Consider the following 20,428-nt stretch of genomic DNA (forward strand, 5'->3'; position numbering starts at 1 on the left):
TGCCGGGGTTGACGCAGGGACCCTAGGTTGCGCGGGCCTGGCGGTAGAGGTACACGCTCAGCATCAGCCCGCTAAACGCGGCCAGTGCGGCGAACAAGAAGATCGAGGCAAAACCAAAGCCTGCCGCCACGGCGCCCACCAGTGGCCCGGTGATACCCAGCGATAAATCGATAAACAGCGAATACGCCCCCACGGCGGCCCCGCGGCTTGAGGCAGGCACCAGATTCACCGCTTCAACCCCCAGCGCCGGGAAGACCAGCGAGAAGCCAAATCCGCTCAGCGCCGCACCGACCAGCGCCAGTTGCGGGTTGGGGGCCAGCCATAACAACAGCAGCCCCACGGTTTCGACGCTCAAGCAGGCAATGGCTACGCGGAAGCCGCCGATGCGATTGATCAGGTTGCCGAACAGCAGCCGCGCACCGATAAAACTGGCGCCGAACAAGCTGAGGCACAGCACGGCGTTTTCCCACTGCTGGGTTGCGTAGTACAGGGTGATGAACGTGGCGATGGTGCCAAACCCGATAGAACCCAGCGCCAGCCCGGTGCCGTGGGGCAGCACGCGGCCCAGAACATGCAAAAACGGCAGGCGCACGCCACTGACGATCGGCGCCGCCAGCTTGGGCCACGCCAACAATAAGCCCAGCACTGCCAGCGCAATGATGCTGGCACCCATGCTCCACATGCCCCAGTGGTTGACCATCAGCACGCCCAGCGGAGCGCCAATGGCGATTGCCCCGTAACTGGCGATGCCGTTCCACGAGATCACTTTGGCGGTGTTGTGCGCGCCTACGCGGCCGATGCCCCAGCCAATCGAGCCTGAGCCGACCAGGCTTTCGGCGCTGCCCAGCACCAGTCGCCCGAGCAGCAGGCTGGCAAGGCTCAGGGCGGGCATCGCCGACAGCCAACTGGAGAGCAGCATAAATACGCCGCTCAGACCGCAGCCGGCCAGGCCGTACATGACCGCGCGCTTGCTGCCCAGGTTGTCGATGATGCGGCTGGCGTACGGGCGACTCAGCAGCGTGGCCAGGTATTGCACGCTGATCACCAGCCCGGCGATGACGGTGCCGTAACCCAGGTGGTTGTGAACGTAGCCGGGTAATACCGCCAGCGGAATGCCGATGTTCAGATAGCCAATGAAGGTAAACAGCACGATGGACATCACTTGCAGCGTGATCGCCAGTGGGCGTTGTGTTTCAGGCATGGGCGCAGGTCCTGCGGGTTAAAGCGGTGCAACCAGGCGGGTTGCAATCAGGGCGGCCAGGGCGTTTTCCTGGGTGCCGAAACGCTGGAGCAGGGTGGCTTGTTTTTCGGGGGTCAGGCGCTCCCACAGCTCGATCATTTTTTCGGCTGTGCCGATCAGTACGCTGGCTTGGGTGTCGCTGAAAGAATCAGTCACGCGGGAATCCGGGGTTGAGAACGGTGCGGCGATTGTGTCAGGCGGTATGAAAAGCTGAAAGCTTTTCGCACCGCCTGAGTGCGAACCGTCAGTCTTCGCTGTCGGCCTTGAGGCTTTCAGGGGCCTCGTCCAGTGCGGGGTTTTCGCCACTGGTGTGTTGCGGGGTCGGCTGCTGAGTTTCATGCAGGCTTGGGAAGGGGAGGTTTGGGATTTCGTGCATCGTCGCGCTCCTCGCAAGGTGTGTTTTTAAATCGCTGGGTACATCGGCGCTTTTAAAAAGCTTGGGCAGGATACATGAGCGGGTGTGACAATTTGTCTTTTTTTACGTCTGGCGGGGCTTTGTGGCGAACTTTTCATCTTGCTGTTGTCGTGCAAGCAGGCGCGAGCAAGCCCGCGCCTGGCGTTGCAACCGTTAGTGCGTACACACCTGCGCAATCGCCTTGGCCAGTAGGCTCAGGCGGGTGCCGTCGACGCCTGCCATGTTGGCGCGGCCTGAGCCGACCATGTACACGCTATGTTTCTCGCGCAGCAATTGCACTTGTTCGGCGTTGAGGCCGGTGTAGGAGAACATCCCGCGCTGTTGGTTGATGTGGGCAAAGTGTTCGGCCAGACCAAACGGCGTCAGCGCTTCGACCAAACCGCTGCGCAGTTGCGCGATACGGCTGCGCATGGCTTCCACTTCGCCGGCCCACAACGTCTTGAGCTGCTCATCGCCCAGGATGGTTGCCACCACAGCCGCGCCGTGGTCCGGCGGATTGGACCACAGGTTACGGGCCAGATAGGCCAGTTGGCTGCGGATGTCCGTCAGTTTTTCGGCGTCGCTCGCGCACACGATCAACGCCCCGACACGTTCGCGGTACAGGCCGAAGTTCTTTGAACAGGAACTGGTGATCAGCAGTTCGGGCAGTTCGCTGGCAAACAGGCGCGTAGACCACGCATCCTGCTCCAGGCCGTCACCAAATCCCTGGTAGGCAAAGTCGATCAGCGGCAACAGCTCGCGGCGCTTGACCACATCCAGCACCTGGTGCCAGTCCTCCTGTGACAAGTCAAACCCGGTCGGGTTATGACAGCAGGCATGCAGCAGCACCACATCGCCTTTGGGGGCTTGTTCCAGGGCCGCCAGCATCGCGGCGACGTTGAGCGTGTTGTCGCTGCCCACGTACGGGTAGTGGCTGATCTTCAAACCGGCTGCCGCGAAAATGGTTTCGTGGATCGGCCAGGTAGGATCGCTCAGCCAAATGCCGCGCCCCGGCAGGCACTGTGCAATAAAGTCGGCACTTAAGCGCAAGGCACCTGTGCCGCCGGGCGTCTGTGTGGCGCCCGCACGTTTGTCGGCCAGCAAGGGTGACGCCTCACCCAGCACCAGTTCGCTGATCAGTTGCCCAAAACGGCTGTCGCCATGACCGCCGATGTAGGTTTTGGTCTGCTGCTGCTCAACCAGGCGCTGTTCGGCCTGTTTGACCGATTGCAGGATCGGCGTCAGGCCCTTGGCGTCCTTATATACGCCCACGCCCAGGTCGAATTTGTTCGGGTTGGTGTCCTGATTGTAGGCGTCCATCAGGCCCAGAATCGGGTCGCCCGGCACCCGGCCAATGGCCGCGAAGTGCTTCACTTGCGACCTTCGGCGGTTTTGGCTACGTCATCAGTGCGCGCGGCCATGATGAAGTCATTGCGATGCAGGCCCTTGATGGAGTGGCTCCACCAGGTCACGGTCACTTTGCCCCACTCGGTGAGCAAGCCCGGGTGATGGCCTTCGGCTTCAGCGATCTCGCCGACGGCGTTGGTGAACGCCAGTGCAAATTTGAAGTTTTTGAACAAAAAGACCTTTTCCAGCTGCATCACGCCGTCGCGCACTTCGATGTTCCAGTCCGGGATCTGTTTGATCAGCACCGGCAGTTCTTCGTCGCTGACCTGTGGGGCATCGGCGCGGCAGGCTTCGCAGTGGGCTTGGTTCAGTGCGTTCATGGTGTGTTCCTGAAGTCAGTTTTTCTTATGGGTACAAAAGAAAGAAGGTTTCAAAAAAGACGTGTTACGCCGCTTTGGGTTTAGGCGGGAACTTGGGCGCATGCAGGCCCATCTTCATGCCTGTTTCGACCATGCCCATGATGTCTTCGTGGGCCAAATCGAACAGCCGCTTCAAGTCCGGCAGGACAAAATACAGCGGCTGCAAAATATCGATGCGGTACGGGGTGCGCATGGCTTCCAGTGGATCGAAGGCGTGATGTTCCGGTTCTGAGGACAGGCTGTAAACCGTTTCTTTGGGCGATGAAAGAATACCGCCGCCGTAGATGCGCTGGCCTTCTGGGGTGTCGACCAGCCCGAACTCGATTGTCATCCAGTACAGGCGGGCCAGATACACGCGCTGTTCCTTGGTGGCTTGCAGGCCGAGCTTGCCGTAGGTGTGGGTAAATTCAGCGAACCACGGGTTGGTCAGCAGTGGGCAGTGGCCGAAAATTTCATGGAAAATATCCGGCTCTTGCAGGTAATCGAGTTCTTCGGGCGTGCGAATAAAGGTCGCTACCGGGAACTGCTTATTGGCCAGCAACTCGAAGAAGGTTTGAAACGGGATCAGTGCCGGTACGCGGGCCACTTGCCAGCCGGTGGTTTCAGCCAGCACTTTGTTGATCTCGCCCAGCTGCGGAATGCGGTCATGGGGCAGGCCCAGCTTGTCGATACCTTCCATGTATTCAGGGCAGGCACGCCCTTGCAGCAGCTTCAGTTGGCGGGTAATCAGCGTGTTCCACACCGCGTGCTCGGCCGGTGTGTAGTCGATAAAGCCATCAGCATCAGGCTCGCGGGCGACGTATTTCGTTTGCTTCATGGGACTCTCCGCAAGGAAATCGTTTTTATTATTCGGTGTGTGGCGATGACTAAGTGATACCTCAAGCGATTGCGTCGTGCAGCTAGCCTAAAGCCACTAATGCTGGGATGATGCGTCATATTCGTAAACTATTCGTTACGACTTGCGGGCCATGCTGAGAGTATTGCGGTCGACGAAGGTCAAACTGTCACAAAAACGTGACGTTGAAATGCGCGGCCCGCCAAATATTCGCTCTTTGCAAGCGCTGGCACGGGTTGCGAGCGTTTAACAGTCAGCGGATCGCAGCCTGTGGCAGCTCCTGCGGGAGGTGTGTGGTGTTTAATTCTTTTTTGAGCCTTTCCCCATGCGTATCAAGGTCCATTGTCAAAACCGGATTGGCATTCTGCGCGACATTCTCAATCTGCTGGTCGCCTATGGCATCAACGTCAAGCGTGGCGAGGTGGGCGGCGATCAGGGCAACGCGATCTATCTGTATTGCCCCAACCTGATCAATTTGCAGTTCCAGGCCCTGCGTCCCAAGTTTGAAACCATCGCCGGGGTGTTCGGTGTAAAGCGTGTAGGTTTAATGCCTAGCGAACGTCGGCACATGGAACTCAACGCCTTGCTGGGTGCGCTGGAATTTCCGGTTCTGTCCATCGACATGGGTGGCTCCATCGTCGCGGCCAATCGAGCTGCGGCGCAATTGCTCGGTGTGCGTGTGGATGAAGTGCCCGGCATCGCGCTCGCGCGTTACGCCGAAGACTTTGACTTGCCGGAGTTGGTGCGCGCCAACAAATCGCGCATCAACGGCATGCGGGTCAAAATCAAAGGGCACGTGTTTCTGGCAGACATCGCGCCGCTGCAACTGGACAGCGATGACAGTGAGGCCATGGCGGGGGCGGTACTGACGTTGCACCGTGCCGACCGTGTAGGCGAGCAAATCTACAATGTGCGCAAGCAAGAGCTGCGCGGTTTTGACAGCATCTTCCAAAGCTCCAAAGTGATGGCCGCCGTGGTGCGCGAAGCGCGGCGTATGGCGCCGCTGGATGCCCCTCTATTAATAGAGGGCGAAACCGGCACCGGCAAAGAATTGCTGGCGCGCGCCTGCCACCTCGCTAGCCCGCGCGGGCAGTCTCCTTTAATGGCGCTCAATTGCGCAGGCTTGCCGGAGTCGATGGCCGAAACCGAACTCTTTGGTTACGGGCCGGGGGCGTTTGAAGGGGCGCGGGCCGAGGGCAAGCTCGGGTTGTTGGAGCTGACGGCTGGCGGCACGTTGTTTCTCGACGGCGTGGGCGAGATGAGTCCGCGTTTGCAGGTCAAACTTCTACGCTTTTTGCAGGACGGCTGCTTTCGTCGCGTGGGCAGCGATGAAGAGGTGTACCTCGATGTGCGTGTGATGTGTGCCACGCAGGTGGATTTGTCCGAGCTGTGTGCCAAGGGTGAGTTCCGTCAGGATCTTTACCATCGCTTGAACGTGTTGTCGCTGCACATTCCGCCGCTGCGTGAATGCCTGGACGGATTGGCGCCATTGGTCGAGCACTTTCTGGATCAGGCCAGCCGCCAGATCGGTTGCCCGCTGCCGCGTCTGGCGCCTGCGGCGATGGACCGTTTGAGTCACTACCATTGGCCGGGCAACGTGCGCCAGTTAGAAAACGTGCTGTTTCAGGCGGTGTCACTGTGCGAGGGCGGGGTGGTCAAGGCTGAGCATATTCGCTTGCCCGATTATGGTGTGCGCCAGCCCTTGGGCGAGTTTTCAATGGACGGCGGGCTGGACCAAATTGTCGGCCGCTTCGAGAAAACCGTGCTCCAACAACTGTACGCCGAGTACCCGAGCAGCCGATTGCTGGGCAAACGGCTCGGTGTGTCTCACACCACCATCGCCAACAAGCTGCGCGAGTACGACATTCTCAAGCCCACACATTAATCCGTAACAGCCTGCGGGCCTGGCGGGCCAGTCGCCTGACAGGCCACGCCTTGCCGCCTTCGGCCTGTTCGCGCCGTTTTTACGTCTTTCGCGCCTTCCGACTTTTCCTTTGATGGGCCTCAAAACCCCGCAAAGCCGGGGTTTTTCGCCGTCAAAAAAAAGTTGGTGCGCAAATTGCTTAGAGGAGTTCAGTACAGCGGTGGGCGGCAAACGTCCGTCAGGCAGAGGAAAGACTGTGGACAAGTACCTTTATGTGGCAATGACCGGCGCCAGCCAGAACGCACTGGCGCAGAAGGCGCATGCCAACAATCTGGCGAACATCTCAACCAATGGTTTTCAGCGTGACCTGGAGCAGGCGCGTTCAATGCCGGTGTTCGGTGACAGCTTTCCGGCGCGTGCCTTTGCACTGTCGGAACGCCCGGCCACGGATTTCACCGCCGGCGCGTTGGTCGAAACCGGTCGTGACCTGGACGTCGCCGTGCAGGGCGATGGTTGGTTGGCGGTGCAGGCGCCTGACGGCAGTGAAGCCTACGTGCGCACCGCGAGCATGAATGTGGATGCCCTGGGCATTCTGCGGGCCGGTAATGGCATGCCGATCATGGGCAATGGCGGGCCGATTGCCGTGCCGCCGCAGCAGCAGATCGAAGTCGGTGAAGACGGCACCATCAGTATCCGCGCCATGGGCGAAGGCCCGCGGGTGATGGCCGAAGTTGACCGGATCAAGATGGTGCAGCCAGACCTCAAGAACATGACCAAGGGCCTCGACGGTCTGATTCACACCAAAGACGGCCAACCGGCTGTGGCCGACGCCAACGTGCGTGTGGTCTCGGGCTTTCTGGAAGCCAGCAACGTGAACGCGGTGGACGAGATGACCTCGGTGTTGGCCCTGGCCAAGCAGTTCGAGTTGCACATCAAGATGATGAACACCGCTAAAGAAGACGATCAGGCCATGACGCGCGTCCTGTCCATCAGCTAATTATTTAACGCGGCGCCGAAAAACCGGCGCGCGAGGAGAACTGCATGCTTCCGGCACTCTGGGTTGCAAAAACAGGTTTGGCTGCACAAGACACCAACTTGACCACCATTTCCAACAACTTGGCCAACGTGTCGACCACCGGTTTCAAACGTGATCGCGCCGAGTTCCAGGACTTGCTCTACCAGATCAAACGCCAGCCTGGCGCCCAGTCGACTCAGGACAGCGAGCTGCCATCGGGCCTGCAAGTGGGTACGGGTGTGCGCATCGTCGGCACGCAAAAGAACTTCGCGGCCGGTAGCCTGCAAACCACCGAGCAGCCGTTGGACCTGGCCATCAATGGCCGTGGGTTCTTCCAGATCATGCAGCCGGACGGCACCACGTCCTACACCCGTGACGGTACTTTCCACCTGGACTCCAACGGCCAGATCGTGACCGCCAATGGCTTTGCCCTGGAACCTGCAATTGTGGTGCCTGCGGATGCGCAGACCTTCACCGTGGGTCAGGACGGCACTGTGTCGGTGACCATCGCCGGTAACCCGGCGGCCCAGGTCATCGGCAACTTGCAGACAGCGGACTTCATCAACCCGGCGGGTTTGCAGGCGCAGGGCGGTAACCTGTTCCTTGAAACCGCGTCCAGCGGTGCGCCGCAAATCGGCACGCCGGGCCTCAATGGCTTTGGCCTGACCATGCAAAGCATGCTCGAAAACTCGAACGTCAGCACCGTGGAAGAAATGGTCAACATGATCACTACGCAGCGTGCCTACGAGATGAACTCCAAAGTCATCTCCACCGCTGACCAAATGCTGTCCTTCGTCACGCAAAATCTGTAATCACGTCGACAAGGCGGCCCCAGGGTCGTCTGCAACTGCGGGAGAGGTCATGAAACGCTTGTTTTCTGTTCTGGTACTGGGCGGTATCACCGTATTGGCGGGTTGTGTCAGCCCGCCGCCACGGGCCAACGATCCGTATTACGCGCCGGTGTTGCCGCGCACGCCGTTGCCGGCGGCGGCCAATAACGGTTCGATCTATCAGGCAGGCTTTGAGCAGAACCTGTACAGCGACCGCAAGGCGTTCCGGGTGGGTGACATCATCACCATCACCCTGAATGAGAGGACGCAGGCGAGCAAAAACGCCAACTCGCAGATCGGCAAGAACAGCAACACCAGCATCGGCCTGACGTCGTTGTTCGGCAGCGGCCTGACCACCAACAACCCGCTGGGCAGTGGTGATTTGAGCTTGAATGCCGGTTACAGCGGCAGCCGCGCCAGCAAAGGCGACAGTAAAGCCGGGCAGGGCAACAGTTTGACCGGCTCGGTGACCGTGACGGTGGCCGATGTGTTGCCCAACGGCATCATCGCGGTGCGCGGCGAGAAGTGGATGACCTTGAACACCGGTGATGAACTGGTGCGTATCGCCGGTTTGGTGCGCTCGGACGATATTTCGACCGACAACACCGTGTCCTCGACCCGTGTGGCAGATGCGCGCATCACCTACTCGGGCACCGGTTCGTTTGCCGATGCGAGCCAACCGGGCTGGTTTGACCGTTTCTTCCTGAGTCCGCTGTTCCCGTTCTAAGCGAACCCTTTTTAAGTGCACCTCTTTAAGTGATGGCCCCCACCATGTTCAACCTCAAGCATCTGCTGGCAGCCGTACTGCTACTGTCCACAACCCTTGGCGCCCACGCCGAGCGGTTGAAAGACATTGCCAGCATTTCGGGCGTACGGACCAACCAATTGATTGGTTATGGCTTGGTGGTCGGGCTTAACGGCACGGGCGACCAAACCACGCAAACCCCGTTCACCCTGCAAACGTTCAACAACATGCTCTCGCAGTTCGGCATCAAAGTGCCGCCAGGCTCGGGCAACGTGCAGTTGAAAAACGTGGCAGCGGTGTCGATCAGCGCCGATTTGCCAGCGTTTGCCAAGCCGGGGCAGGTGGTGGACATCACCGTGTCCTCGATTGGTAACTCCAAAAGCCTGCGCGGCGGCACGCTGTTGCTGACCCCGTTGAAAGGCATTGATGGCAACGTCTACGCCATTGCGCAGGGCAACCTGGTGGTCGGTGGTTTTGATGCCGAAGGCCGCGACGGCTCCAAGATCACCGTTAACGTGCCGTCGGCCGGTCGCATTCCCGGTGGTGCCTCGGTTGAACGTGCGGTGCCGAGTGGCTTCAATCAGGGCAACAGCCTCACGCTGAACCTCAACCGTTCGGACTTCACCACCGCCAAGCGCGTGGTCGACAAAATCAACGACCTGCTCGGCCCTGGCGTGGCGCAAGCCATTGACGGCGGTTCGGTGCGTGTCACCGCGCCACTGGACCCAAGCCAGCGGGTCGATTACCTGTCGATTCTGGAAAACCTCGAAGTCGATCCGGGGCAGGCGGTGGCCAAGGTCATCATCAATTCGCGCACCGGCACCATCGTGATTGGGCAAAACGTCAAAGTGTCGCCTGCTGCCGTGACCCACGGCAGCCTGACCGTGACCATTACCGAAGACCCGATTGTCAGCCAGCCGGGGCCTTTGTCCAATGGCCAGACGGCAGTGGTGCCGCGTTCGCGGGTTAACGCTCAGCAAGAAGCCAAGCCGATGTTCAAGTTTGGTCCGGGCACCACGCTGGACGAAATCGTGCGTGCAGTGAATCAGGTGGGCGCAGCGCCAGGTGACTTGATGGCGATTCTTGAAGCACTCAAACAGGCCGGCGCCTTGCAAGCCGACCTGATCGTGATCTGAGGCCTGCGTCATGGATATACGTAAGAGTGGTGTGGTCAGTGGCAGCGATTCGGGCGCGTATACCGACCTCAATCGTCTGAATAACTTGAAGGTGGGCGACCGCGAAAGCGAAGGCAATATGCGCAAGGTTGCGCAGGAATTTGAGTCGTTGTTCCTCAACGAAATGCTCAAGTCCATGCGTTCAGCCAACGAAGTGCTGGGTAAGGACAATCCACTCAACACCCCGGCCGCCAAGCAGTATCAGGAAATGTACGACCAGCAGTTGTCGGTGACATTGTCCCGTCAGGGCGGTGGCATTGGTCTGGCTGACGTATTGATGCGGCAAATGTCGAAAAACAAGTCAGCCGTGCCGGGCGATACGCCGCCTGCCACGGCGCTCACGGCCGAGGCCAAAGCGGCCACGCCGACCGCCGCTGTGACTGCGGCAGACAGCCCGTTCGTGCGTTCCAACGGTCAGCGACCGCTGTGGGCCTCGCGTGTGGCGCTGGCACCGAGCGCCGCGCAGGGCGGGCATCAGAATGACATGGCGCTGCTCAATCAGCGGCGTCTGGCGTTGCCGACCAAGCTCACCGACCGCTTGCTGGCTGGCATCGTGCCATCGGCCGACCCGGCGCGCTCCACGCTCAATACCGATGCGGTGCCGGGGCGCACCAGTGCCTCGATGGACGCGGTGCTTAAAGGCAGTCGCCAGCCGATGCTCAGTGCGGCGGGTGCTCAAGGGCGGATGCAGGTCTACGGCCGTGCCGTGGCCCAGCCGCCGTTGGCACCGGCGAAAAAAGCCTTCGAGTCGCCAGACGCCTTCGTGGCCACCATGTTGCCGATGGCGCAGCAAGCGGCTGACCGCATTGGTGTCGATCCGCTGTACCTGGTGGCACAAGCTGCACTGGAAACCGGTTGGGGCAAGTCGGTCATGCGTCAACAAGATGGCACCAGCAGTCATAACCTGTTCGGCATCAAGGCCACGGGCAGTTGGCAGGGCGCTCAGGCGCGCGCCATCACCAGTGAGTTCAAAGGCGGGCAGATGGTCAAGGAGACGGCGGACTTCCGTTCCTACGATTCGTATCAAGACAGCTTCCACGATTTGGTGACGCTGTTGCAGAGCAACAATCGTTATAAAGAAGTGCTGAACGCGGCCGATAAACCAGAACAATTTGTACGCGAGCTGCAAAAGGCCGGTTACGCAACCGATCCGGCGTACGCCAGCAAGATTTCGCAAATAGCCAAACAGATGAAGACCTACCAGAGCTATGCCTCGACAGGTTCTCTCACGCATTTATAAGGTTTGAACCATGGCGAGTTTGATCAACATCGGGATGTCGGGGCTGAACGCCAGCCAAGGGGCATTGGCCACGGTCGGCAACAACATTGCCAACGCGAACGCGGCGGGTTACTCGCGCCAGCAAATCGTGCAGGGCACGGCGGGTTCGCAGCAATCGGGCGGTGTGTTTATTGGCACCGGCACCACGCTGGCGGACGTGCGCCGCGTGTACAACGCTTACCTCGACGCCCAGTTGCAAACCACCACCTCGCTCAATGGCGACGCGCAAGCCTATCTCGATCAGATCGGCCCTATCGACAAATTGCTGTCGGATAAAAGCACGGGTGTGTCGGCGGCCCTGAGCAGCTTCTTCGCTTCGCTGCAAGCCTCGGCGGGTGCGCCGGGTGATGCGTCCGCGCGTGATTTGCTGCTGGGCAACGCCAAAACCTTGAGCAACCGTTTCAATTCGATTGCCAGCCAGCTCAATCAGCAAAACGAAGGCGTCAATAGCCAGCTTGAAACCCTGACCTCGATGGTCAACCAGCACTCGGCCACCATTGCCTCGCTGAACAAGCAAATTGCCCAGGCGACCACGTCGGGTAACACCCCCAATGACCTGCTGGATGCGCGCAACGAGGCGGTTCGCTCGCTCAATGAACTGGTCGGTGTGACGGTTCAAGAACACGACAACGTGTACGACATCACCCTGGGCACCGGTCAGGCACTGGTGCTGGGCAATACCAGCAACACCTTGTCGGCGGTGCCGGGTAAAACCGATAAAAGCCAATTTACGATCCAGATCAACACCCCGTCTTCTAACTCGGACGTCACCTCTGCGTTGTCCGGCGGCAAGATCGGCGGCCTGATTCGCTACCGTGACGAGGTGCTCGCACCGGCGATCAATGAGCTGGGGCGCACCGCTCTGGTGGTGGCAGACGCCATCAACAAGCAATTGGGACAGGGCCTGGATGCCAACGGCGAGTTCGGCGCCTCGCTGTTCAACAACATCAACAGTGCCAAAGCCATCAGCGAGCGCAGCCTGGCTGCCACCGGCAACAGTGCTGGCTCGGGCAATCTGGATGTCACGATCACCGACAGTGGCGCGTTGACCACCTACGACTATCAGGTGACGTTCAGCAGCAACAATGACTACAGCGTGCGGCGCTCCGACGGCACCGACATGGGTTCGTTCAAGCTCGATCAGAAGCCTGCGCCCCAGATTGACGGCTTCACCATGAGCCTCAACGGCGGCGCGCTGGACAAGGGCGACAGCTTCAAAGTCAGCCCCACCCGCAGCGGCGCGACCAACATCGGCGTGCAGATGAGCGACTCCAGCAAATTGGCGTTTGCCGGGCCGTTGGTGGCGAGCAAGGGCGGCTCAAACAGCGGCACGGGCGTGGTCAATGGCCTGGACCTGACGCAAGCCCTCAACATCTATGGCGGCGCGGGCCTGGGCCTGGCGCAAAGTGAAATCGAAGGCGCCATGCCGGTGCGCATTGCCTTCGACGAAGCGGTCAACGGTGTGCAGGGTTATCGCGTGCTGAATGAGCAGGGCGACGAAATCGGCAAGGGCACCGTGGTGCCGGGGCAGGACAACAAGGTCACGATCAACGTGCCGGTACTGGACGCCGCCGGTCTGCCGGTGACCAACCCGGACGGCTCGAAGAAAACCGTCGATTTCAATACCACCATCAGCGGTTCGCCGGGCAAGGGCGACACGTTCGACATCAAGTTCAACAAAGACGGCAAGTCGGACAACACCAACGCCAACAAGCTGCTGGATTTGCAGACCAAACCGACCGTGGGCGTAAACAGCGGCGGCGGTGGCGTGAGCATGGCCACCTCGTACAGCCAGTTGGTGTCCAAGGTCGGCGGCAAGGCCAGCCAGGCGGCGGTTGATGGCACGGCCACCAACGCGGCGCTGTCTTATGCGGCTGCCAGCCGCAGCTCGGTGTCTCAGGTCAACCTGGATGAAGAAGCGTCCAACCTGGTCAAGTTTCAGCAGTACTACACGGCTTCGTCGCAAATTATCAAAGCGGCGCAAGAAACTTTCAGCGTGCTGATCAACAGCCTTTAAGGGAGTCGCCGACGATGCGTATTTCTACTGCCCAGTTCTTTGAGACCAGTGCGTCCAAATACCAGAACAACTTCGCTTCGGTGATCAAGACCCAAACCCAGATCGACTCCGGCGTGCGCATTCAATCGGCCGCGGATGACCCGGTGGGTGCCGCGCGTTTGCTGCAATTGCAGCAGCAAAAAGACATGTTGGCGCAGTACACCACCAACATGAACGGTATCAAATCGTCGCTGGCCAACCAGGAATCAGTGTTGACCAGCATCGACAACGCCATGCAGAAAGCCTACGAGCTGGCATTGCAGGCAGGCGGTGGCGTGGTCAGTGATGCGGATCGCACCTCGATTGCCAACGAGCTGGGCAACATCGAAGAGCAGGTGTTCAGCCTGCTCAACAGCAAAGACGCCAACGGCGACTACATGTTCTCCGGTTCCAAGACCGACACCCCGCCATATGCGCGTAACAATGACGGCACTTACACTTATCAGGGCGATGACACGCAACTGAACCTCAAAGTGTCTGACACGCTGACCATTGCGGGCAGTGACACCGCAAAAAGTATCTTCGAAGGCGCGACCAACACCGGTCGTACCCAGGCCGAACTCACCACCAAGCCGCCCCTGGCCGCTGATGGCACGGTTTCGGTGTCGGCAGGTTTGATCACCTCAAGCCCGGTGTTTAACAAGAGTTTTGCTGACGGTCAGCCGTACGAACTTGAGTTCACCAGCAGCACGCAGTACATCCTGCGCGACCGGACCGGCAAAGACGTGACCTCTGAAGTGCCCGGTACCGGTACTTTCGATGCCACCAAGGAAGGGGCGCACAGCATCAGCCTGCGCGGTGTGCAGTTTGACATCAACCTGAACCTCAAGGACATCGCACCAGCGGATCAGGACGATGCGGTCAAGGGGCACATCTTTACCCTGGAAGCCAAGCCGGACTCGTTCAGCGCAGCGCGCAGCCCTGGCAATAAGTCCACGTCGCAAATCACCAGCAGTACCGTGGATGACGCCAAGGCTTATGGCGACAGCTTCCCGGCCAGTGGCGCAGTGATCAAGTTCACCAGCGACACCGAGTACGAAATTTATGCCCAGCCAGTGACGGCCAACAGCAAGTCGATTGCCAAGGGCACCATGACCGGCGATTCGATCACCGCGATGGGGGTCAAATTTGACTTCACCGGCGCGCGCGAGGCGGGCGACCAGTTTGTGGTCAAGGGCAATAACCACCAGAGCCAGAGTGCGCTGGACACCATCAGTCAGCTGCGCCAGGCATTGGCTACGCCGACGGATGAAAACCCGGCCGCCAAGCAAAAGCAGACGGACATTATCAACGCGTCGGTGGGCAACCTTAAAAACGCCATGGCCGGTGTGGATAACGCACGCGGTTCAATCGGTGCGCGATTGAAAGCGGTGGATGTACAGACCAACGAAAACGAAAGCATGCGCCTGGCCAACGACTCCACCACGGCGGCCATCGGCAACACGGACATGGCGGGCGCCTCTATTGACCTGGCCTTCCAAAAGGCCATGCTCGAAGCCTCGCAGCTGGCGTTCGTGAAAATCTCCCAGTTGAGCCTGTTCAACAAAATCTGATCCCGCTCTGAACCCTGCGCCAGACACCTTCGGGTGCGCTGGCGCAGGGCTTCGCTCGCAACGACCCCCTCTGTTTTTCAGCGCCTGCCCAAGGCTGTGGCGCAGCTTTGTGCTCGCTTATCTGAAAGTCGGCTTGAAACGTTTTGTATAAACCACACAAAATAGAGTGACCTATGGGTCATAACGCGCATCTTCACTGTATCGTGTGCAACATACGGGCGGATGCCGGGCCTTTTACAGGCTGTTTTGGGTATTTTCAGGCATCCACTTTCGCCGCTTTTTTGCGCGACGAAGCCCTTTTATTGTCAACGCCCCTCGTTCTTGAGCGGGTGATCTCCAGCTATTGAGTATTGGGAAGCCACAATGATTGGCATTAAAAGCATCGCCAGTTACGTGCCGGCAAACGGCGTAGACAACTACGCCCAAGGCGCGAAGTTCTCCAAGGACGAAGAATTTATTCTGGGCAAGATTGGTTCGGCATTCCTGCCGCGCAAAGATGCTGACCAGGAAACCTCGGATCTGTGTGTCGAAGCAGTCAACGCGCTGTTCGCCAACAACCCGCAGCTCAAGCGCGAATCCATCGACGCGCTGATCGTCATCACCCAAAACGGTGATGAAGAAGGCTTGCCTCATACCTCGGCCATCGTGCAAGACAAACTCGGCCTGCCGACCCACGTGGCTGCGTTCGATATTTCGCTGGGGTGCTCGGGCTACGTTTACGGCCTCTACGCGATGAAAGGCTTCATGGAGGCCACGGGCCTGAAAAACGGCCTGCTGATCACGGCTGATCCGTACTCCAAAATCGTCGACCCTGAAGACCGTAACACCACCATGTTGTTTGGTGACGCCGCCACGGCCACCTGGATGGGTGAAGACGCGCTGTGGCAGTTGGGCAAAGCCAAGTTCGGCACCGACGGTTCGGGTGCGCCGCACTTGAAAGTCAGCGACGGGGTGTTCTTCATGAACGGCCGTCAAGTGTTCAACTTCGCGCTGCTCAAAGTCCCTGCGCACCTGCACGAGTTGATTGACGAATCTGACCTTAAAGCCGAAGACATCGACGCGTTCTGCATTCACCAGGGCAGTGCGGCAATTGTTGACGCGGTGGCGCGTCGTTTTGAAGGCGAGCCTGAGAAGTTCATCAAAGACATGGTCGAGACCGGCAATACCGTGTCGTCGAGCATTCCATTGCTGCTCGAAAAACACGCACTGGACACCACCTGGAAGCGCGTGGCACTCAGCGGCTTCGGTGTGGGCCTGTCGTGGGGTTCGGCGATCATCCATCGCCCGTAAGCTTTTTCACGCAATCCTCAAACGCCCGTGGCCTAAAGCCATGGGCGTTTTGCATTCTACGGGGTGTGTAAACCCCTGAAATGCAAGGGATGGCACCCGGCCAGTAAAAAATTTCAAAAAAGCCCTCAAGCAACTTGCTTTCACGACGATAACTATTACGAAGGTTCTCTAGGCCACACCCGGCGGTTGCCAGGGCCGGAAGCCGCAGTACTCAACCCACGAGGAATTCGTCATGTCCATGTCAGTAAACACCAACATCACTTCGTTGAGCGTTCAGAAGAACCTGAACAAAGCCGGCGATGCCTTGAGCACCTCGATGAACCGTCTGTCCTCCGGCCTGAAAATCAACAGCGCCAAAGACGACGCTGCCGGCATGCAGATCGCCAACCGTCTGACCTCCCAGGTTAAAGGCATGACTGTTGCTATCGCGAACGCCAACAACGGCACCTCGATTGCTCAGACTGCTGAAGGCGCAATGCAAGAGTCGACCAACATTCTGCAACGTCTGCGTGAACTGGCTCTGCAGTCCGCTAACGGTGACAAAAGCGACGCTGACCGTGCATCCCTGCAACAAGAATTCACAGCCAAAACCGGTGAGCTGACCCGTATCGCTCAAACCACTACTTTCGGTGGTCGTAACCTGCTGGACGGTTCGTTCCAGAACGTTGGCTTCCAGATCGGTTCTGACGCTAACCAGACTATCTCGTTCGGCATGACCGACATCAGCGCCACGGGCCTGAAAGGTACTTACAGCGAAGCCAGCGTCAAGGGTGACACCACTCAGCTGTCGGCCTCTGTGACGGCTAAAGCGATCGAACTGCCAGGCGCCAAGCCAGCAGTTATGACCACCAGCAACTTTGTTCAGACCGGTGCTAATTACACGGCTCCAACTGGTACTGACCAGACCTTCCAGATCAATGGTAAAGATGTAACCGTTAAAGTCGGTGACGACATCGACGCCGCACTGCTGGCCATTCAAGGTGCAGGCATCACCGGCGTAACTGCTGCTAAAGCAGGTACCACGCTGACGCTGACTTCTGCTTCCGCTATTGATATCACCGGTACTAACACTGTATTTGGTGCTGCAACGCCTACGGGCGGCGTAACGACGATTGCTACTCCTGCCGTGACTGGCAAGCTGGACGCTGCTGCATCGATCAACATCAATGGCACCAACGTCAAATTCGCAGCGGGCGAAGACTTGGCCGCTATCGCGGGCAAAATCAACACGGCAAACACGGCTAGCAAGTTCGGCGTGACCGCCGCTGTATCGTCCGAAGGCCGTCTGGAGCTGACTTCGACTGACGGTAAAGCTGTCAAGTTGGGTAACGGTACAGGTCCGGTTGCTGAAGGCGGCGCTGGCGCACTGGCTAAGTTGGGTCTGTCGGCGGGTACCACTGAAGCCAAGCTGGCTTCGGACACCTCTATCAACCTGAACGGTACTGAAGTCAAGTTCACCGCTGGCTCGACCATGGCTGACATCGTGTCGTCCATCAACAGCGCAAGCACCGGTGTGACTGCCAGCGTTGATAAGTCGGACAACAGCCTGAAGCTGTTCTCCACCAAAGACATCACCATTGCTGATGGTAGCTCGGGCAAAGGCTTGGCCACTCTGGGCCTGACCGCTGCTGCTGCTGCACCGACTACCGCTGTGAAAATGGACACCTCGGTTGCTGATCTGAGCATCCTGAAGTCCGAATCGGCTCAACAAACCATCCAGGCTCTGGACGGCGCGATTCAGCAGATCGACACTCAGCGTTCGCAGCTGGGTGCTGTACAAAACCGTTTCACCAGCACTGTGTCTAACCTGCAAAGCATCACCGAGAACTCGACGGCTGCCCGTAGCCGTGTTCAAGATGCTGACTTCGCTTCCGAAGCCGCTGAACTGACCAAGCAACAAACCCTGCAACAGGCTTCGACTGCAATCCTGTCCCAGGCTAACCAACTGCCATCCGCTGTACTGAAGCTGCTTCAGTAATCTAGCGCTTGGTTGATAACGGAAGGGCGCGTTTACGTGCCCTTTCGTTTTTTCAGTGTTGAGGTGATGACATGGACATGAGCATCAAGCTGAATGCGGCCTATCCGGCCACAGCAGGGCAGTCCAACCCGACGCCTGCGCACGTTGCACCCCCCAAGGCTGACGTTGACGCCGAGCCAGGTAAACAACCTGAGCGCGCAGAGCTTGAAAAGGCCGTCAACGATATACGCGAATTCGTACAGTCTACTCAGCGCAAGCTGGATTTTTCGATTGATGACACCACGGGCGTGGTTGTGGTCAAGGTGATCGCCACCGATAGTGGTGAGGTGATTCGCCAGCTCCCTTCTGAAACGGCATTGAAACTGGCGCAGAGCCTGACAGACGCCAACAGTCTGTTGTTTCGTACCAATGCCTGAAGGTGGCATGAATTGTGAAGCTGTCTGCGGACTCGGCGTTGTGCGCCAATAAAGCGGCAGCCAGCGGAAAAGGAGAAAACAGATGGCTAGTTCAACGATTACCGGCATTGGGTCGGGCTTTGACACTCAAGGTATTGTGAAAGCGCTGGTGGCGGCGGAACGCGCACCCAAAGACTCGCAAATCCTCAAGCAGCAAACCACGGCCACCACGCAGCTGTCGGCTGTGGGGACGGTAAAAGTCGCGCTGGAAACCTACCGTGCTGCGCTGACCAAGCTCAACACCGCGACCAGTTTCAGTGGTTTGACCGGTACCTCGTCTGAAGAAAAAACTGCCAAGGTCACCATTGATGACGCGGCGTCGACCGGTAAATACCAGCTGGAAGTCACGCAGCTGGCCACGGCAGCCAAAGTCAGCTCTGCGGTGTTTGCAGGCGGCAGTTCGGCCAAGGTCAACCCGAGCGATTCGGCGACCACGTTGACCATTTCCCAGTCGGGCAAGGATTACAACGTGTCGATCCCGGCCGGGGCGACCATGCAGGAAGCGCGTGAGGCCATTAACACGCAGCTGGAATCCAAAGGCATCAGCGCCAACGTGTTGAGTGATGCCAAAGGTGCGCGCCTGGTCATTACCTCGACCGACACTGGCGAAGGTTCGGACATCACCCTGAGCGGTGAGTCAGAGTTGGCCAAAGGCTTTACCACCGGTGATCCGCCGCAGAATGCCAAGTTCAAGATTGATGGCTTCGAAATGGAGTCCAAGAGCAACAAGGTCACCGCAGCGATCAGTGGTGTGACGCTTGAGCTTAATCGCGTCGACAAAGACCCGATCACCATTAACGTGGGCGTGAACAACGACACCCTGAAAACCTCGGTGCAGTCGTTTGTCTCGGCCTACAACGCGTTGATGACCACGATTAACGCGCAGACCAAAGTCACGGCCACAGGCGATGCGTCGACCACCACCGCAGGTGCCTTGACCGGTGATGCCTCCATGCGTCAATTGGTCAACAGCATGCGCGGTGAGTTGGTGCAGGGCAGCGGTTCGTTCAATGTCATGGCTTTGTCGCAAATGGGCATTACCACAGACCAGAAAACAGGTTTGCTGAGCCTGGAGGACAAGGCCTGGAACAAGGCAATGGAGAAGAACTCTGGCGATGTGTCCAAGGTGTTTTTGGGTAAAGACGGCCTGATTTCGCGGATGAACAAGAGTACAGAGTCTTACGTTGGCTCGACGGGCCTGCTGGCCACGCGCAGCAACGACATCAACACCAAGTTGACCGATTTGACCAAGCAAAAATTGGATCTGGATCGTCGCATGGACAGCATGCAAACAGCCTTGAGCGCCAAGTACACGGCGATGGACACCATGATTGCCAAGATCAACGCCGGCAGCTCCAGCATCATGACCACCTTGAATGCGCTCAATAACCCCAAATCCAGCTGATAACGGGTAAGCCTTCACGGTCAGGCTGACCCTTATCAGGTCAGCCAGGGGTGTTGTTCTTAAAGTTTTTGCTGATGCAGTCGACATACCTATCAAGACTCACCTATTTTTGGCTGCCCCCTGTTACGAGGTTAAAACATGAACCCGATGAGAGCCCTTCGTCAGTATCAGAAGGTTAATTCCCACGCCCAGATCTCCGAAGCCAGCCCGCATCGTCTGATTCAGATGCTGATGGAGGGGGCGCTTGATCGCATGGCACAAGCCAAAGGCGCGCTGAGTCGCAACGACCTGCCGCAAAAAGCACTGCTGATCACCAAGGCCATCGACATCATTACCGGTCTGCGTCAGGGCCTGGATGAAGAGAAAGCCGAGGACAAGGACGCGCTGCAGCAACTGGACAGCTTGTACGAGTACATGACCGTACGCTTGACCCAGGCCAATGCGGCAAACGACCCGGAACTGATCGACGAAGTCGCCCGCCTGCTGATCACCGTAAAAAGTGGTTGGGATGCGATCGCGCCGCAATAAGCTGCCCGCCGCCCTGAGGA

General features: G+C 58.6%; 19 protein-coding genes. 13 read left to right on the forward strand and 6 right to left on the reverse strand.

Annotated elements, in window-relative coordinates:
• Positions 1 to 22 precede the first annotated feature (22 nt).
• From ACP7A4_RS18535 to phhA, 6 genes are all read right to left on the reverse strand, one after another.
• The gene (locus ACP7A4_RS18535) at positions 23 to 1,201 is read right to left on the reverse strand and encodes an MFS transporter (protein WP_426247924.1); all 1,179 of its coding nucleotides are present in this window, start codon (positions 1,199 to 1,201) and stop codon (positions 23 to 25) included.
• Between the two features lie 18 nt (positions 1,202 to 1,219).
• Positions 1,220 to 1,396 (reverse strand): hypothetical protein, encoded by a 177-nt coding sequence (locus ACP7A4_RS18540; protein WP_087148781.1) that lies wholly within the window; start codon positions 1,394 to 1,396, stop codon positions 1,220 to 1,222.
• Between the two features lie 88 nt (positions 1,397 to 1,484).
• The gene (locus ACP7A4_RS18545; protein ID WP_255163946.1) at positions 1,485 to 1,616 is read right to left on the reverse strand and encodes a hypothetical protein; all 132 of its coding nucleotides are present in this window, start codon (positions 1,614 to 1,616) and stop codon (positions 1,485 to 1,487) included.
• A 192-nt stretch (positions 1,617 to 1,808) separates the two neighbouring features.
• Positions 1,809 to 3,008, reverse strand: a complete 1,200-nt coding sequence (locus ACP7A4_RS18550) for an amino acid aminotransferase (RefSeq protein WP_165599925.1) — start codon at positions 3,006 to 3,008, stop codon at positions 1,809 to 1,811.
• Positions 3,005 to 3,361, reverse strand: coding sequence for a 4a-hydroxytetrahydrobiopterin dehydratase (locus ACP7A4_RS18555; protein ID WP_048366218.1), 357 nt, complete (start codon positions 3,359 to 3,361; stop codon positions 3,005 to 3,007). The genes ACP7A4_RS18550 and ACP7A4_RS18555 overlap by 4 nt, the downstream gene beginning before the upstream one ends.
• 64 nt (positions 3,362 to 3,425) lie before the next feature.
• Positions 3,426 to 4,217, reverse strand: coding sequence for a phenylalanine 4-monooxygenase (phhA, locus tag ACP7A4_RS18560; RefSeq protein WP_048366219.1), 792 nt, complete (start codon positions 4,215 to 4,217; stop codon positions 3,426 to 3,428).
• Between the two features lie 343 nt (positions 4,218 to 4,560).
• Between phhA and ACP7A4_RS18565 the strand changes: the two genes are divergently transcribed.
• The 13 genes from ACP7A4_RS18565 to fliS all read left to right on the forward strand — a co-directional run bounded on the left by ACP7A4_RS18565 (position 4,561) and on the right by fliS (position 20,408).
• Positions 4,561 to 6,120: a sigma-54-dependent transcriptional regulator gene (locus tag ACP7A4_RS18565; protein WP_059763043.1), complete on the forward strand. Its 1,560-nt coding sequence runs from the start codon at positions 4,561 to 4,563 to the stop codon at positions 6,118 to 6,120.
• A gap of 235 nt (positions 6,121 to 6,355) precedes the next feature.
• Positions 6,356 to 7,096, forward strand: coding sequence for a flagellar basal body rod protein FlgF (locus ACP7A4_RS18570; RefSeq protein WP_048366221.1), 741 nt, complete (start codon positions 6,356 to 6,358; stop codon positions 7,094 to 7,096).
• 44 nt (positions 7,097 to 7,140) lie between these two features.
• On the forward strand, positions 7,141 to 7,926 hold the full coding sequence (gene flgG, locus ACP7A4_RS18575; protein ID WP_048366222.1) for a flagellar basal-body rod protein FlgG: 786 nt from the start codon (positions 7,141 to 7,143) through the stop codon (positions 7,924 to 7,926).
• Between the two features lie 49 nt (positions 7,927 to 7,975).
• The gene (flgH, locus tag ACP7A4_RS18580) at positions 7,976 to 8,671 is read left to right on the forward strand and encodes a flagellar basal body L-ring protein FlgH (protein WP_048366223.1); all 696 of its coding nucleotides are present in this window, start codon (positions 7,976 to 7,978) and stop codon (positions 8,669 to 8,671) included.
• Positions 8,672 to 8,715: 44 nt separating this feature from the next.
• Entirely contained in the window at positions 8,716 to 9,825 is a 1,110-nt protein-coding gene (locus tag ACP7A4_RS18585; protein WP_048366224.1) for a flagellar basal body P-ring protein FlgI, read from the forward strand.
• Between the two features lie 10 nt (positions 9,826 to 9,835).
• Positions 9,836 to 11,104: a flagellar assembly peptidoglycan hydrolase FlgJ gene (gene flgJ / locus ACP7A4_RS18590; RefSeq protein WP_426247925.1), complete on the forward strand. Its 1,269-nt coding sequence runs from the start codon at positions 9,836 to 9,838 to the stop codon at positions 11,102 to 11,104.
• 10 nt (positions 11,105 to 11,114) lie between these two features.
• A complete protein-coding gene (gene flgK / locus ACP7A4_RS18595) occupies positions 11,115 to 13,160 on the forward strand; it encodes a flagellar hook-associated protein FlgK (protein ID WP_426247926.1) in 2,046 nt (681 codons plus the stop codon).
• 14 nt (positions 13,161 to 13,174) lie between these two features.
• Positions 13,175 to 14,752: a flagellar hook-associated protein 3 gene (locus ACP7A4_RS18600; protein WP_059763040.1), complete on the forward strand. Its 1,578-nt coding sequence runs from the start codon at positions 13,175 to 13,177 to the stop codon at positions 14,750 to 14,752.
• Between the two features lie 363 nt (positions 14,753 to 15,115).
• The gene (locus tag ACP7A4_RS18605; protein WP_048366228.1) at positions 15,116 to 16,042 is read left to right on the forward strand and encodes a ketoacyl-ACP synthase III; all 927 of its coding nucleotides are present in this window, start codon (positions 15,116 to 15,118) and stop codon (positions 16,040 to 16,042) included.
• A 232-nt stretch (positions 16,043 to 16,274) separates the two neighbouring features.
• The gene (locus ACP7A4_RS18610; RefSeq protein WP_426247927.1) at positions 16,275 to 18,020 is read left to right on the forward strand and encodes a flagellin; all 1,746 of its coding nucleotides are present in this window, start codon (positions 16,275 to 16,277) and stop codon (positions 18,018 to 18,020) included.
• Positions 18,021 to 18,091: 71 nt separating this feature from the next.
• Positions 18,092 to 18,436: a flagellar protein FlaG gene (locus tag ACP7A4_RS18615; protein WP_048366230.1), complete on the forward strand. Its 345-nt coding sequence runs from the start codon at positions 18,092 to 18,094 to the stop codon at positions 18,434 to 18,436.
• An 82-nt stretch (positions 18,437 to 18,518) separates the two neighbouring features.
• Positions 18,519 to 19,880 (forward strand): flagellar filament capping protein FliD, encoded by a 1,362-nt coding sequence (gene fliD / locus ACP7A4_RS18620; RefSeq protein ID WP_048366231.1) that lies wholly within the window; start codon positions 18,519 to 18,521, stop codon positions 19,878 to 19,880.
• A gap of 138 nt (positions 19,881 to 20,018) precedes the next feature.
• On the forward strand, positions 20,019 to 20,408 hold the full coding sequence (gene fliS / locus ACP7A4_RS18625) for a flagellar export chaperone FliS (protein ID WP_426247928.1): 390 nt from the start codon (positions 20,019 to 20,021) through the stop codon (positions 20,406 to 20,408).
• The last annotated feature ends 20 nt before the right edge of the window (positions 20,409 to 20,428 follow it).

The organism is Pseudomonas sp. TWR3-1-1 (assembly GCF_049896545.1).
Lineage (GTDB): Bacteria > Pseudomonadota > Gammaproteobacteria > Pseudomonadales > Pseudomonadaceae > Aquipseudomonas > Aquipseudomonas weihenstephanensis.

What these genes read in the sequence shown, in the direction of transcription:
- ACP7A4_RS18585 (WP_048366224.1), top strand. Translation starts at nt 8,716, where the DNA reads ATGTTCAACCTCAAGCATCTGCTGGCAGCCGTACTGCTACTGTCCACA.
- ACP7A4_RS18555 (WP_048366218.1), bottom strand. Translation starts at nt 3,361, where the DNA reads ATGAACGCACTGAACCAAGCCCACTGCGAAGCCTGCCGCGCCGATGCC.
- flgG (WP_048366222.1), top strand. Translation starts at nt 7,141, where the DNA reads ATGCTTCCGGCACTCTGGGTTGCAAAAACAGGTTTGGCTGCACAAGAC.
- ACP7A4_RS18600 (WP_059763040.1), top strand. Translation starts at nt 13,175, where the DNA reads ATGCGTATTTCTACTGCCCAGTTCTTTGAGACCAGTGCGTCCAAATAC.
- fliD (WP_048366231.1), top strand. Translation starts at nt 18,519, where the DNA reads ATGGCTAGTTCAACGATTACCGGCATTGGGTCGGGCTTTGACACTCAA.
- fliS (WP_426247928.1), top strand. Translation starts at nt 20,019, where the DNA reads ATGAACCCGATGAGAGCCCTTCGTCAGTATCAGAAGGTTAATTCCCAC.
- ACP7A4_RS18545 (WP_255163946.1), bottom strand. Translation starts at nt 1,616, where the DNA reads ATGCACGAAATCCCAAACCTCCCCTTCCCAAGCCTGCATGAAACTCAG.
- ACP7A4_RS18565 (WP_059763043.1), top strand. Translation starts at nt 4,561, where the DNA reads ATGCGTATCAAGGTCCATTGTCAAAACCGGATTGGCATTCTGCGCGAC.
- ACP7A4_RS18605 (WP_048366228.1), top strand. Translation starts at nt 15,116, where the DNA reads ATGATTGGCATTAAAAGCATCGCCAGTTACGTGCCGGCAAACGGCGTA.
- ACP7A4_RS18615 (WP_048366230.1), top strand. Translation starts at nt 18,092, where the DNA reads ATGGACATGAGCATCAAGCTGAATGCGGCCTATCCGGCCACAGCAGGG.
- ACP7A4_RS18610 (WP_426247927.1), top strand. Translation starts at nt 16,275, where the DNA reads ATGTCCATGTCAGTAAACACCAACATCACTTCGTTGAGCGTTCAGAAG.
- flgJ (WP_426247925.1), top strand. Translation starts at nt 9,836, where the DNA reads ATGGATATACGTAAGAGTGGTGTGGTCAGTGGCAGCGATTCGGGCGCG.
- flgK (WP_426247926.1), top strand. Translation starts at nt 11,115, where the DNA reads ATGGCGAGTTTGATCAACATCGGGATGTCGGGGCTGAACGCCAGCCAA.
- phhA (WP_048366219.1), bottom strand. Translation starts at nt 4,217, where the DNA reads ATGAAGCAAACGAAATACGTCGCCCGCGAGCCTGATGCTGATGGCTTT.
- ACP7A4_RS18535 (WP_426247924.1), bottom strand. Translation starts at nt 1,201, where the DNA reads ATGCCTGAAACACAACGCCCACTGGCGATCACGCTGCAAGTGATGTCC.
- flgH (WP_048366223.1), top strand. Translation starts at nt 7,976, where the DNA reads ATGAAACGCTTGTTTTCTGTTCTGGTACTGGGCGGTATCACCGTATTG.